The 14,065-nt window shown below is 66.2% G+C and carries 12 protein-coding genes; 11 read left to right on the forward strand and 1 reads right to left on the reverse strand.

The window, feature by feature from the left end:
• Nucleotides 1–8: 8 nt before the first annotated feature.
• The gene (locus tag ACWDTD_RS01960) at nucleotides 9–926 is read right to left on the reverse strand and encodes a hypothetical protein (protein WP_449745360.1); all 918 of its coding nucleotides are present in this window, start codon (nucleotides 924–926) and stop codon (nucleotides 9–11) included.
• Nucleotides 927–1,215: 289 nt separating this feature from the next.
• Between ACWDTD_RS01960 and ACWDTD_RS01965 the strand changes: the two genes are divergently transcribed.
• The 11 genes from ACWDTD_RS01965 to ACWDTD_RS02015 all read left to right on the forward strand — a co-directional run bounded on the left by ACWDTD_RS01965 (nucleotide 1,216) and on the right by ACWDTD_RS02015 (nucleotide 13,974).
• On the forward strand, nucleotides 1,216–2,853 hold the full coding sequence (locus tag ACWDTD_RS01965; RefSeq protein ID WP_449745361.1) for an aromatic/alkene/methane monooxygenase hydroxylase/oxygenase subunit alpha: 1,638 nt from the start codon (nucleotides 1,216–1,218) through the stop codon (nucleotides 2,851–2,853).
• Between the two features lie 86 nt (nucleotides 2,854–2,939).
• Nucleotides 2,940–3,983: a 2Fe-2S iron-sulfur cluster-binding protein gene (locus ACWDTD_RS01970; protein ID WP_449745362.1), complete on the forward strand. Its 1,044-nt coding sequence runs from the start codon at nucleotides 2,940–2,942 to the stop codon at nucleotides 3,981–3,983.
• 32 nt (nucleotides 3,984–4,015) lie between these two features.
• A complete protein-coding gene (locus ACWDTD_RS01975; RefSeq protein ID WP_449745363.1) occupies nucleotides 4,016–5,122 on the forward strand; it encodes an aromatic/alkene monooxygenase hydroxylase subunit beta in 1,107 nt (368 codons plus the stop codon).
• A 20-nt stretch (nucleotides 5,123–5,142) separates the two neighbouring features.
• Nucleotides 5,143–5,481: a propane 2-monooxygenase effector subunit MimD gene (gene mimD / locus ACWDTD_RS01980; protein ID WP_449745488.1), complete on the forward strand. Its 339-nt coding sequence runs from the start codon at nucleotides 5,143–5,145 to the stop codon at nucleotides 5,479–5,481.
• 178 nt (nucleotides 5,482–5,659) lie between these two features.
• Nucleotides 5,660–6,721: an amidohydrolase family protein gene (locus ACWDTD_RS01985; RefSeq protein WP_449745364.1), complete on the forward strand. Its 1,062-nt coding sequence runs from the start codon at nucleotides 5,660–5,662 to the stop codon at nucleotides 6,719–6,721.
• Nucleotides 6,718–7,548 carry an iron-sulfur cluster assembly protein gene (locus tag ACWDTD_RS01990; protein ID WP_449745365.1) on the forward strand — a complete coding sequence of 277 codons (831 nt, stop codon included), beginning with the start codon at nucleotides 6,718–6,720 and terminating at the stop codon, nucleotides 7,546–7,548. The genes ACWDTD_RS01985 and ACWDTD_RS01990 overlap by 4 nt, the downstream gene beginning before the upstream one ends.
• Nucleotides 7,545–8,606, forward strand: a complete 1,062-nt coding sequence (locus ACWDTD_RS01995; RefSeq protein WP_449745366.1) for an NAD(P)-dependent alcohol dehydrogenase — start codon at nucleotides 7,545–7,547, stop codon at nucleotides 8,604–8,606. Before ACWDTD_RS01990 ends, ACWDTD_RS01995 begins: the two co-directional genes overlap by 4 nt.
• Before the next feature lie 84 nt (nucleotides 8,607–8,690).
• On the forward strand, nucleotides 8,691–10,340 hold the full coding sequence (gene groL, locus ACWDTD_RS02000; protein WP_449745367.1) for a chaperonin GroEL: 1,650 nt from the start codon (nucleotides 8,691–8,693) through the stop codon (nucleotides 10,338–10,340).
• Nucleotides 10,341–10,586: 246 nt separating this feature from the next.
• Nucleotides 10,587–12,338, forward strand: a complete 1,752-nt coding sequence (locus tag ACWDTD_RS02005; RefSeq protein WP_449745368.1) for a sigma-54-dependent Fis family transcriptional regulator — start codon at nucleotides 10,587–10,589, stop codon at nucleotides 12,336–12,338.
• 68 nt (nucleotides 12,339–12,406) lie between these two features.
• The gene (locus ACWDTD_RS02010) at nucleotides 12,407–13,063 is read left to right on the forward strand and encodes a class II aldolase/adducin family protein (RefSeq protein WP_449745369.1); all 657 of its coding nucleotides are present in this window, start codon (nucleotides 12,407–12,409) and stop codon (nucleotides 13,061–13,063) included.
• Nucleotides 13,060–13,974 carry a carbohydrate kinase family protein gene (locus ACWDTD_RS02015; RefSeq protein WP_449745370.1) on the forward strand — a complete coding sequence of 305 codons (915 nt, stop codon included), beginning with the start codon at nucleotides 13,060–13,062 and terminating at the stop codon, nucleotides 13,972–13,974. Before ACWDTD_RS02010 ends, ACWDTD_RS02015 begins: the two co-directional genes overlap by 4 nt.
• Nucleotides 13,975–14,065 lie beyond the last annotated feature (91 nt).

Raw genomic sequence — 14,065 nt, forward strand, 5'->3', positions numbered from 1 at the left:
CGCGACGTCTACGCGGCCAGCAGGTTCAGTGTCACCAACCACTGCCGCACGAGGCCGGCCACACGTCCGGCCTCCAGGTCTTTCCACGTCCAGCGGACCACCATGACGCCCATGCTGCGGAGGTGATCCTCACGCGCCTTCTCCCGCAGCACCACCTCGGTCACGTCCTCACCGGGCCGAAGCAGCTTCTGGTACTTGACCTTACCGTCGAACTCGCCGACGAGGCGTCCCTGCCAGTCGAAATCCGAACGGGCCACGTGCTGATCACCGTCATAGAAGTCGTGTTGCAGGCGCGCCACCGGTAGTCCGGCCTCGATCATCTGTGCGCGACTCCATGATTCACCGGGATTCTCGGCCCCGGCGTCGGCGAAGTGCAACGCGCGCCGCGCCATGGCAACGCCGCGACGTCGGCTGGTCAGCATCGACGCCATCGCCGAGCGATCCGCACCGTGCCGCAGCGCGGAGTCGAAGACGGCGAGCGCCTGCGCGAAACCCGAGGCGGCGCAGGCCACGTCGACGGCGGTGCGTTCGACGGATGTGACCGCGACGCCCCGGATACGGACGATGTCGGCATCGTCGACATCTCCGCCGTGGCAGTGTTGCATTGCGGTTCGGTAGCCCTTGCCCGTGGTGGCCACGGTGTGCACCCGCCGGAGATTGGGCATCAGCATCTCGATGCCGTGCAGCACGGCCGCCGACTGATGACTCAGCGGGAACGAGATGGTGCTCGTCGACACGGCGGCAAGGGCGCGCACGCGGTGCCATTCGCGGCGGCTACGCGTGGCCCCGACGGCGTAGACCCCGCGCGCGATCCGCACGATGTCTCCTTCCCGGAGCGATCTGCGCAGATCGTCGTCGGTGAACCCGACGGCGATTACCTCCGCGCGGTGGATGAGTCCGTGGTCGTCGGTGGGGTAGTTCGGCATGCCGCCTTGGACGCGGCGCCCGGCGCCTCGGTTCCGACAATCACCCTTGTCACGCCGGCGCGTTCACAACCTGGGTGGTGCCGGAGAATCCGGGCGCTGCAGCACCCGGATTCTCCGCCAGCACCCGGAAGCAGCGCCTCGAGATGGGCCGAAATGCCCTATGCAGATCAGCAAACATGTCGCTCGTCTCACAGTGAGACGGATGTGGCGTGGATCACCATGTTGTATCGAAGGCGCTCCAGCCCAGCAGGCCGGCATGTCGTCGGCCTTCTATACGAGGAGGCGCACATTGAGCAGGCAGAGCTTGACCAAAGCCCATGCGAAGATCACCGAGCTGTCGTGGGAGCCCACCTTTGCCACCCCGGCAACCCGTTTCGGAACCGACTACACGTTCGAGAAGGCACCCAAGAAGGACCCTCTCAAGCAGATCATGCGGTCCTACTTCCCGATGGAGGAGGAGAAGGACAACCGCGTGTTCGGCGCCATGGACGGCGCCATCCGCGGCAACATGTTCCGGCAGGTGCAGGAGCGCTGGCTGGAATGGCAGAAACTCTTCTTGTCGATCATCCCGTTCCCGGAGATCTCGGCGGCCCGCGCCATGCCGATGGCCATCGACGCCGTGCCCAACCCGGAGATCCACAACGGGCTCGCGGTGCAGATGATCGACGAGGTGCGGCACTCGACGATCCAGATGAACCTCAAAAAGCTGTACATGAACAACTACATCGACCCGGCGGGGTTCGACATCACCGAGAAGGCGTTCGCGAACAACTACGCGGGCACCATCGGCCGCCAGTTCGGTGAGGGATTCATCACCGGCGACGCGATCACCGCGGCCAACATCTACCTGACCGTGGTGGCCGAGACCGCGTTCACCAACACCCTGTTCGTCGCGATGCCCGACGAGGCGGCCGCCAACGGCGACTACCTGCTGCCGACGGTGTTCCACTCGGTGCAGTCCGACGAGTCGCGCCACATCTCCAACGGCTACTCCATCCTGCTGATGGCCTTGGCCGACGAACGCAACCGGCCGCTGCTCGAACGCGACCTGCGCTACGCGTGGTGGAACAACCACTGCGTGGTGGACGCCGCGATCGGCACGTTCATCGAGTACGGCACCAAGGACCGCCGCAAGGACCGGGAGAGCTACGCCGAGATGTGGCGGCGCTGGATCTACGACGACTACTACCGCAGCTACCTGTTGCCGCTGGAGAAGTACGGCCTGACGATCCCGCACGACCTGGTCGAGGAGGCGTGGAACCGGATCGTCAACAAGCACTACGTGCACGAAGTGGCCCGCTTCTTCGCCACCGGCTGGCCGGTCAACTACTGGCGCATTGACGCCATGACCGACAAGGACTTCGAGTGGTTCGAGGAGAAGTACCCCGGCTGGTACAACAAGTTCGGCAAGTGGTGGGAGAACTACAACCGGCTGGCCTACCCCGGCAAGAACAAGCCGATCGCCTTCGAGGACGTCGACTACGAGTACCCGCACCGCTGCTGGACTTGCATGGTGCCGTGTCTGATCCGTGAGGACATGGTGACCGACAAGGTCGACGGCCAGTGGCGCACCTACTGCTCGGAAACCTGCGCGTGGACCGACAAGGTGGCCTTCCGCCCCGAATACGAGGGACGTCCCACCCCGAACATGGGGCGCCTCACCGGATTCCGCGAATGGGAGACGCTGCACCACGGCAAGGACCTCGCCGACATCATCAAGGATCTCGGCTACGTCCGCGATGACGGCAAGACCCTGATCCCGCAGCCACATCTGGATCTCGATCCCAAGAAGATGTGGACGCTCGACGATGTGCGTGGCATCCAGTTCGGCAGTCCCAACGTGTTGCTGAACGAGATGAGCGACGAGGAACGCACGGAGCACATCGCCGCGTACATGGCCAACAAGAACGGGGCCGTGACCGTCTGATCGGTCCGATCCCACACGTCCGCATCCAGCCGACCCGCCGGTCGAGTCACCTCGGCCGGCGGGGCGGTCCAGCCCAGGAGATCGCCTTGGCCGACATTCACCGCATCAACTTTGCTCCCGTCGACATCGAGATGGAGGTCACGGAGGACGAGACGATCCTCGACGCCGCGTTCCGGCAGGGCATCCACCTCATGCACGGATGCCGGGAGGGCCGGTGTTCGGCGTGCAAGTCGTACATGCTCGACGGCGACGTGCAGATGGACGACTACTCGACCTTCGCCTGCAACGAGGCCGAGGAGGCCGAGGGCTACGTACTGCTGTGCCGCACCTACGCCTACAGCGACTGCGAGATCGAGTTGCTCAACTTCGACGAGGACGAGCTTCTCGGCGGGGCACCGATCCAGGACGTCCGTACCCGGGTGGCGGGCATCGAACCGATGACCAAGGACATCGTGTCGCTGCGACTCGACGTCGTCGAACCCGAGACGTTCGAGTTCAAACCCGGCCAGTACGTCGATCTGACCATCCCGGGAACCGACGAGACGCGGTCGTTCTCGATCGCCACCACGCAGAGCACCCCCGACCGCCTCGAGTTCCTCATCAAGAAGTATCCCGGCGGCAGGTTCGCGGGGATGCTCGAGGACGGCGGACTGTCACCTGGCGACGAGATCATGATCAACGGTCCGTACGGATCGTGCTCGCTGCGCAACGGACACGTGCTGCCGATCGTGTGCATCGGCGGCGGCGCCGGCATGGCGCCCCTGCTGTCGCTGCTGCGGCACATCGCCGAGGAGCAGATCAATCGTCCGGTGCGCTTCTACTACGGCGCCCGAACTGCCGGTGATCTGTTCTATCTCGACGAGATCGCTTCTCTCGGAGAGAAGATCGCCGACTTCTCGTTCACGGCGTGCCTGTCGGAATCGACCACGGACGCTCCCGAGGGGGTGACCGTGGCCGCCGGCAACGTCACCGACATCGTCAACGGCAACGAATCAGACCTGGCCCGAACGGAGGTGTATTTCTGCGGCCCCCCACCGATGGTCGACGCCGCGCTCGCGCTCGCCGACCAGCACGCGATGCCCAGAGACCAGATCTTCTACGACAAGTTCACCAGCCCGGCATTTGACTGAGAAGTCAGGCCAGAACGACAGGAACGAAAGGTATGTCCGCACCAGCACAACCACGGGAACGCAGCTTCCCCACCATCGAGTTCACGGACGCAGAGGCAGGCGCCAAGGAGTTCCCCAGCAGCCGCAGCCGGAAGTACAACTACTATCAGCCGGCCAAGAAGCGCGCCACCACCTACGAGGACGTCACCGTCGACGTCCAGCCCGATCCCGAACGCCATCTCACGCAGGGATGGATCTACGGATTCGGCAACGGACCCGGCGGATACCCGCAGGAGTGGACGGTGGCCCGCTCGAGCAACTGGCACGCCTTCCTCGATCCCAACGAGGAGTGGGAACAGACCATCTACCGCAACAACTCCGCGGTGGTGCACCAGGTGGATCTGTGTCTGCAGAATGCCAAGCGCGCTCGCGCCTACGACGGCTGGAACTCGGCCTGGCTCACCTTCATCGAACGCAACCTGGGTGCGTGGATGCACGCCGAGAGCGGGATGGGGTTGCACGTGTTCACCTCCATCCAGCGGTCGGCGCCGACGAACATGATCAACAACGCGGTCGCCGTCACCGCGGCCCACAAACTGCGTTTCGCGCAGGATCTGGCGTTGTTCAACCTCGACCTGTCCGAGGCCGAGGAGCGGTTCGACGGATCGGTCCACAAGGAGGTCTGGCAGTCGGCACCGGAGTGGCAGGGAGTGCGTGAGACGCTCGAGCGGATCACCGCGATCGGCGACTGGGCACAACTGTTGTTCGTGACGAACATCGTGTTCGAACAGCTCATCGGGTCGTTGTTCCGCAGCGAACTGGTGATGCAGGTGGCCGCCCGCAACGGCGACTACATCACCCCGACGATCGTCGGCACCGGCGAGTACGACTACGCCCGCGACCTCAACTACACGAGGTCGCTGTTCCAGATGCTGTGCCGGGACGAGAAATTCGCGATCGACAACCGCAAACTGGCTGCCGACTGGATGGCCGAATGGGTGCCACGCTGCCTCGACGCCGCGCACACCCTGCAGCCGATCTGGTCGCAGCCGGCCGACAAGTCGGTCACGTTCTCCGCGAGTCTGTCGGCCGCGAAGACCAAGTTCGCCGACGTGCTGTCGGACATCGAAGTCGATATCCCCGAGGAGTTGAACCAGTGAGCACCTTGCAATCTGACGGCATGCAATTCGGCGCGCAGACCGAGTTCTCCAACATGTGCGGCGTCACGCTGATGAACACACCCATCGGACGTGTGGTCGCCGACGTGATGGGCGACAAGGAGGGCGTCACCCTCACCGAGTACCCGTCGATGATCCGGGTCGACGGTGTCAACCGCCTCGACTTCGACTACGACGAACTCACCGACGCCCTCGGCCAGGATTTCGACGGATCGGTCTTCGAGGAGATCAGTTCCACCCACTACGGACGGATGGTGCATCTCGACGACCGCACCATCCTGTTCGCCAGCCCCGAGGACGCGGCCGAGTTCATCGGATTCGATCTGACCGCAACCTCATAGAGACCGCAACCTCCTAGAGACATCGTCGCCGGGGCCATGACCTCGGTTCGGCCCCGGCGACGATCACCATCATCGGAGATGGTCTGGACCACCAGTTTCTTTCAGCCCCAGTTTCTTTCAGCCCCAGTTTCTTTCAACCCCACAGCCCCCGACAACGCCGCGAGAGAGCGAGTGAAAGATGTACGAGAAGAATGGCGAGAAGTACTTCATCGTCGATGCCCACGTCCACCTGTGGGACGGCCGCGAGTCCAACCAGCGCAACATCCACGGCAAACAGTTCATCGACTGCTTCTACGACTACCACCGCAACCTCAGCCCCGAAGAACAGGTGTGGGACTACGACACCTACTGCTACTACGGCGCCGACCGCCTGATGCAGGATCTGTTCGTCGACGGCCCGGCCGACCACGCGATCTTCCAGGCGACCATCCTGAAAGACTTCTACGTCAACGGATTCGCGCAGGTGGACGACTCGCTCAAGCTGGCCGCCGACAATCCCGACAAGCTCACCTACAACCACGCCTACGATCCGCGCGACGGCGAGGACGGCCTGGTGCAATTGCGCAAGGACGCGGAGACGATGAACCTGCGCGGGGTGAAGCTCTACACCGCCGAGTGGCACGGTGACTCACGCGGCTACAAACTCGACGACCACTGGTCGCGGCGCTATCTGGAAGAGTGCATCGAGTTGGGTATCAAGAACGTTCACGTGCACAAGGGCCCCACCATCCGTCCGCTGGACCGCGACGCGTTCGACGTTGCCGACGTCGACAAGGTGGCCACCGACTACACCGATCTGAACTTCATCATCGAGCACGTCGGACTCCCCCGGCTCGAGGACTTCTGCTGGATCGCCACCCAGGAATCCAACGTGTACGGCGGTCTGGCGGTGGCGATCCCGTTCATCCACACCCGGCCCCGCTACTTCGCGCAGATCATCGGTGAACTCATGTACTGGATCGGTGAGGACAAGATCCTCTTCGCCAGCGACTACGCGCTGTGGACCCCACAGTGGCTGGTGGAGCGGTTCGTCGACTTCCAGATCCCCGAGGACATGACCGAATACGCTCCGCTGACCACCGACCAGAAGCGAAAGATCCTGGGACTCAATGCTGCGGCTCTCTACCCGCACATCGAGGTGCCCGAGGAGCTGCGTATCCCGACCGCCGCCGCCGATCCGGGTGCCGAGGTGGCCCCGGGAGCGCCGGACGCCGCCGCACACGACCCGGTGAACGCATGACCGCGCTGGCCGATCACGGGCACGTCCACGCCGACGACGCCCCGCTCGAGGCGGCACAGCCGTTGCCGTCTGCGGTGCTCGCCGCACTCGGCACGGTGCTCGACCCGGAACTCGACGAGCCGATCACCGATCTCAACTTCGTGCGGTCGGTGTTCCTCGACGACCGCGGCGTCACCGTTCACCTGCGGCTGCCCACCTCGTTCTGCTCGCCGAACTTCGCCTACCTGATGGCGTCGGATGCACTCGACGCCCTCGAATGTGTCGACGGCATCGGCGAGGTGCGGGTGATGCTCGACGATCATCACGACTCCGACAAGATCAACGCGGGTCTCGCCGCGCACGCCGGATACAAGGGCACGTTCGGTGTCGAGGCGCAAGACGATCTCGACGAGCTGCGCATGACGTTTCTGCGTAAGGCACACACCGCGGCGATGGAACGCTGTGTGGCCCCACTGATCTCGTCGGGCCGGTGCGGCGTGGAGGACTGCGGTCACCTGCTGCTGCGCGACCTCCCGGACGGGCGGTCGAAGTACGCGCTGCTGCGTCGTCGGGTGCAGATCGGTCTGGGTGTCTGCCCCAATGCGCGGGTGGTGGTCGACGAGGAGGGCCACCCGCTGCCCGCCGACCAGGTGCCGCTGCGGCTGCGGTTCGCGCGGTCGGTGCGCATCTCGATGGAGGGCAACTCCCACTTCTGCCGCGGCCTGCTGGCCACCCGGTATGCCGACGACGGCGAATGCGACGGCACCAGCGGACCGGTGATCACCGACATCCGTTCGGCCGCAGGCGCGACCACCACATCACATTCCACCGAGGAGAGGTCATCATGAGGGCCGTACAGGTCGTCGGTTATCACGACAAACTGCAACTCAACGAGGTTCCCGATCCACAGATCACCGGACCGCTCGACGTGATCGTGCGGATCGGCGGTGCCGGTGTGTGCCGCACCGATCTGCACATCCTCGAGGGCCAGTGGGCCGAGAAGAGCGGTGTCAGCCTGCCGTACACGATCGGCCACGAGAACGCCGGGTGGGTCGAGGCGGTGGGTGACGCCGTCACCAATGTCGCCGTCGGCGACAAGGTGATCCTGCATCCGCTGATCACCTGCGGACTGTGCCGCGCCTGCCGGGCGGGCGACGACGTGCATTGCGAGAACAGTCTTTTCCCGGGCATCGACACCGACGGCGGATACGCCGACTATCTCAAGACGACGGCCCGCAGCGTGGTGCGCATCGACGATTCGCTCGAACCGTCGGACGTGGCGGCCCTCGCCGACGCCGGCCTGACCGCCTACCACGCCGCGGCCAAGGTGGCCGCGATGACCCGGCCCGGTGACACCTGCGTGGTGATCGGGGCAGGCGGCTTGGGCCACATCGGAATTCAGGTTCTGGCCGCCATCTCCGGGGTGACCATCGTGGTGGTCGACCGCAATCCGGAGGCGGTGGCACTGGCCGTGGAGGTCGGTGCCCACAAGGGCATCGTCGCCGACGGCGCCGGGAGCGAGGCGAGCGGACCGAATCAGCAGAGCACGCAGGTGCAGCAGGTCCTGGATCTGACCGACGGGAAGGGCGCCGAGGCGGTCCTCGACTTCGTCGGTGAGGGCGGCGCGACCGCCGAAGGTGTTGCGATGCTGCACCGCGCGGGCAACTACTTCGTCGTCGGTTACGGCGAGAACATCAACGTCCCCACGATCGACATCATCTCCACCGAGATCAATTTCATCGGCAATCTGGTGGGTTCGTACAACGACCTCACCGAGCTGATGACACTCGCCGCACAGGGAAAGGTCAAACTGCACACCGCAACCTACGCGCTCGACGACTTCCAGAGCGCCCTCGACGATCTGGATTCCGGCCGGGTACGCGGCCGGGCGATCCTGATCCCCTGATCGGGCCCCTTCGCTGATCGAGCTTGTCGAGATCACCCCTTCCCCAATCCACCTGAGAACACACATCGAAAGAAGGTTGAGAACATGGCCAAGGAGTTGCGCTACAACGCCGAAGCGCGGCTGCGGCTGGAACGGGGCGTCAATGCCCTCGCCGACGCGGTCAAGGTCACCTTGGGTCCCAAGGGACGCAATGCGGTGCTGGAGAAACTGACCGGCCCACCGACCATCACCAATGACGGGGTCACCATCGCCCGTGAGATCCAGCTGCGCGACCCGTTCGCCAACATGGGCGCCCAACTGGTCAAGGAGGTGGCGATGAAGACCAACGGGGTGGTCGGCGACGGCACCACCACCGCCACCGTGCTCGCCCAGGCGATGGTGCGCGAGGGGCTGCGTGCCGTCGAACAGGGCGCCAACCCCATGCGGGTACGCCGCGGCATCGAACGCGCGGTGACCTCGGTGGTGGAATCTCTTGATACACAGGCAGTCCAGATCGGAGGACGCGGCGACCTGGAACGGATCGCGTCGCTGGCGGCCAGCGACGACGAGGTGATCGGCGAGGTGATCGCGGCCGCCGTCGAACACGTCGGCCGCACCGGGGTCATCACCACCGAGGAGAGCGACACCATCGGACTTGCGGTGGATGTGGTCGACGGGATCGAGTTCGACCACGGCTACATCTCCGGGTACATGGTGACCAATCCCGAACGCATGGAAGCGGTCCTGGACAACCCGGTGGTGCTGCTGACCAACAAGAAGATCACCTCGGTGCAGGACGTGATGCCGGCGATCGAAACGGCCAAACGCGCCGACCGCCCGCTGCTGGTGCTGGCCGAGGACGTCGACGGCCCCGCCCTGCAACTACTCGTGGGCGGCAACATGCACAAGACGATGCAGTCGGTGGTGGTGCGCGCCCCCGGATTCGGGCATCGGCGCATCGCCGAACTCGAGGATCTCGCGGTGGCACTCGGCGGGCACGTGGTGGCCAAGGACACCGGCATCGAGTTGCACGAGATCACCATCGACCATCTCGGCACGTGCGACCGGGTGACCGTCACCGAGAACGAGACCACCATGGTGGGCGCGCACGGACAACAGGACCTCGTCGACGCCCGCGTCCGGCATCTGGAAGCCCAACTCGAGCGCGCCCGCATCGACGCCGACCGCGACGCACTCGAACTGCGGATCGCCCGGCTCACCGGTCGGGTCGCGGTGATCCGGGTGGGTGGCGTCACCAGCGTGGAACTCAAGGAACGGATGCTGCGGGTCGAGGACGCGCTGGCCGCCACCCGCGCCGCGGTGGAGGCCGGCATCGTGTCCGGCGGCGGCACCGCGCTGGCCCAGGCACACCGGGCGCTCGAATCACTCGAGGCCACCGGCGACGAGGCGGTCGGCATCGACGTGGTGCGCCGGTCGCTGGCCGAGCCGCTGCGGTGGATCGCCACCAATGCCGGCTTCGACGGCGACGAGGTGGTCAACGTGGTCACCGGTCTGCCCCTCGGGCACGGATTCAACGCGCTCTCGGGCGAGTACGGCGACATGTTCGACGAGGGCGTCATCGATCCGTGCAAGGTGACGCGTGCCGCGCTGGAGAGCGCCGCCTCCATCGCAGCACTGCTGATCACCACGGAGACCGCGGTGGTCGAAGAGGTGATGATCAACCCGGGCGCCATCCCGGCACCCGGATTCGGCGATCTCGCCGAAGGCATGGTCCGCCCGTCGAACATCTACTGACCGTGAACCATCCCTGACCTCGTCGGCCCCAGAACTGGGCCGGTCGCGATCCGGACACGCACACGTGTCCTCGGCGTTGATCGCGACCGGCCCTCCCCACGTGCGAACCGGTTCGGTGGCCGGTCCCGTTCGGATACACTCGGGAGCAGAGGTGAGATCTAGATCACAGAGGAGTCCACGCGCTCGGTGAAATGTCAGCCCAGCCCAGGCCAGAACGACCAGGCCCGACCAACCCGCGATGCTGCGATGTCCCGGGAGGTAGCGCGCGCCCGCGAGCGCTTTCTCAGCGACGATGACCTGGACGCCGCGGTCCGGGAGGCCATCTCCACCTCGTGGCGCCGCTCACGTTCCTTCAACGTCGATGCCGATCGTCTGCAGTTGCCGTTCGTCCGCGAACCCAACCTCGAGAGTCCTCTGGTTTCCGCGGCGCGGCCGGTGCTCTCCGCACTCGTCGACGACCTCGCCGACGATGCGGTCAGCGTCATCCTGACCTCACCCGACGGTGTGGTGCTGTCGCGCGCGTCGGCGAATCGTCGTCTCCGCTCGATGCTCGACGACGTGAATCTCGCCCCCGGTTACAGCTACAGCGAGGAGTTCGCGGGCACCAATGGCATCGGTACCGCCCTCGAGACCCGCAAGCCCACCCTGGTGGCCGGTGCCGAGCACTACGCCGGCTGCCTCGACCAACTGTCCTGCGCAGGCGTGCCGATCATCCACCCGGTCTCGGGTGCGATGGTGGGGGCGCTGGACCTGACGGGGTGGGACGACGAATCGGGGTCGCTGCTGATGTCGCTGGCGAAGTCGGCGACGGCGCAGATCGTGCAGCGGATGATGTCGCAGGCAAGTGAACGCGAGTCGCGGCTGCTCAACGCCTACCTCGCCACCTGCCGACGAGCGCCCCAGGCGATGGTGCTGGCCATCGCCGGCGACGTGGTGCTGATGAACCGCCGCCTGCGCTTGTCGGTGGATCCGCGCGATCAGCTCGCGATCCTCGAGCAGGCCGTCGACCACTCGCTCGTCGCCACGGCCGCCCAGCGGGTCAACGCGTTGCCCAGTGGCCAGGTGGCGCGACTCTCACCGGTCGCCGAGTTCTCCGACGCCGCAGCCCAGATCGCCGTGTTTCGCGTACATCTGCTCGACACAGCACCTGCACCGGCGGCGGCCGCTCGTCCGGCCCGGGCGACCCTGCCCGGCGTTGCGGGCCACAGCTCCTCGTGGCGGCTGGCGTGCGAGCAGATCTCGCGTGCCGTCGGCGCCGGCGAATGGCTGGCGGTGTCCGGTGAGCCGGGCACCGGCCGCAGCACCGTGCTGCGTGCCTGCTGTGACCGCCACGTGCGGAGCACCACACGGGTGTTCGCCGCCGACGACTTCACCGCCGAGGAAACCCTCGACACCCTGGCCACCGAACTCGAACGTGACGGCTTCTGCATCATCATCACCGATCTCGACCGGGTACCCGACGAAGCGGTGGCGGCAATCGCCGACATGCTGCCCGGCCGCGAACACGCCGGCTGGATCGGGGTGACCACCGGGGTCGACGCCGGATCGGCGCCATCCACCATGGTGCAGTCGACGGTGATGCCGTTCTTCGCCCACACGGTGGAGATCCCGCCGCTGCGCCACCGCATCGAGGACCTCCACGATCTGATCCCCGCACTGCTGCGCCAACTCACCCGTGGCCGCGAGCTGTCGGTGTCCGCCGAGGCCATCACCCAGCTCAGCAGGTATCCGTGGCCCGGCAACGTCGCCGAACTGCGCCAGATCCTTCGCGAGGTGGTGACCCACCAACGCTCCGGCGTGATCGGGGTGCGCCAATTGCCGCCGCGGTGCCGCGCGCTCACCCGGCACACCCTCACCCGCATCGAAGCACTCGAACGCGACGCGATCGTGCGCAGTCTGGAAGAGAACGCACACAGCAAGGCCGCGGCGGCGCACGCGCTCGGTATCTCCCGGGCCACCATCTACCGCAAGATCCGCGAGTTCGGCATCGACACCTGAGATCGACGCCCGAGATCGTCGGCGCCACGGGCTGTCACGACCACCCGCCGAGGACTACCGTCGAAGTCGTGGACATAGAGGAGCAGCGGGAATCGCTGTGTGCCGCCGCTCATCAACTCGCGGCGGCCGGATTGACCGTGGGAACCGGCGGCAACCTGTCGATCCGCGTCGAGGACGCCGTCCTCCTCACCCCGTCCGGATGCCGCCTCGAGTCGGTGAAACCCGAGCAGCTCGTCATCGTCGACCTCGAGGGTTCGGTGGTGGTCCCCACCCCCTACCGGCCCACGTCGGAACTGCGATTCCACCTCGACATCTACCGCACCACGTCGGCCTCGGCGGTCGCACACGCCCATCCCGTCGCGTCGGTGGCACTGGCCAACATCGTCGACGAGTTGCCGCCGATCCACTACACCGCGGCCATGATCGGTGGATCGGTGCGGGTGGCTCCCTACGCGGTGTTCGGCAGCCAGGAGCTCAGCGACGCGGTCACCACCGCGCTGCACGAACGCACCGCGGCGCTGATGCGCAACCACGGGTCGGTGGCCATCGGCGGCAACCTCGAAACCGCCTGCGAACACATCGAACTGCTGGACTGGCTGGCCGAGGTGTATCTGCGCTCACTGCCCGCAGGCACCCCGGCCGTCCTCGACTCCGCACAACTGACCGAGGTGGTCGCCACCGCGGCGCGACGCCAGTACACGCCCTTCCCCGGACACGACCGATGAGGCTGGTGACCGTCGGCGCACACGTACTCGATGTGCTGGCGGCGCCCGTCGAACACATCCCCGCCGGTCAGGGCGCAGCGCTCGTCGAGCACATCCGGATGTCGCCGGCCGGCCCGGCGGGCGGCACCGCTCTCACCGCCGCCAAACTGGGCGCCGAGGTGGCGACGGTGGGCGCGGTGGGCGACGACGATCCGGGCCGAATGCTCGCCACGGCATTGCAGCGCTTCGGGGTGGACACCACGCATCTGGTGCGGGTGGACCTGCCGACGTCGATGAGTGTGCTGCCGATCAGACCCAACGGTGACCGCCCGGCCCTGCACATGCCCGGAGCGAATCTCGCCTATCCGCTTGCCGAGCTCCCGATCGACCTGCTCACCGGCGCCGACCACGTCCACCTCGGGGCTCCGGAACTGCTCAATCCGCCCGAGCTCGCCCCGGTGATCGACGACATCCGGGCGGCGGGGGTCACGATATCCGCCGACATCCTGGCCGACGGCAACGCCGGCATGCTCGCCTGGCTCGAACCCGTGCTGTCGCGGCTGGATTACCTGCTGCCCAACGACGATCAGGTGCGTGGGCTGACCGGCGAAAGCGATCTGGTGACCGCTTCGCGCGCGCTGATCGCTCACGGCGTCTCCTGTGTGGCGGTGACCGCGGGCGCCGACGGGGCATGGGTGGTGACGGCCGACGACACCGAACACGCCCCGGCCCGCGCCGGCGTCGATGTGGTGGACACCAGCGGCTGCGGCGACGCCTTTTCCGCGGCATTCCTGGTGGCTCGCGGTCACGGGCTGTCGCTGCTGCAATCGGCCCAGGTCGGCTGCGCGGTGGCCGGACAGGTGGCCGAGGGACTCGGCAGCGATCACGGCGGCTTCACGTGGGCCGAGATGTCGGGGGCGGCGACCGCCTGACGGCATGCCACTCGAATGCATCGCTGAGGCACCACCATGCCGCTACTTCGGCCCAACCGATGTATTACCCCAGGTCTATCCGCTGTACAGA

The sequence above is a fragment of the Gordonia sp. NPDC003425 genome, from assembly GCF_053588635.1.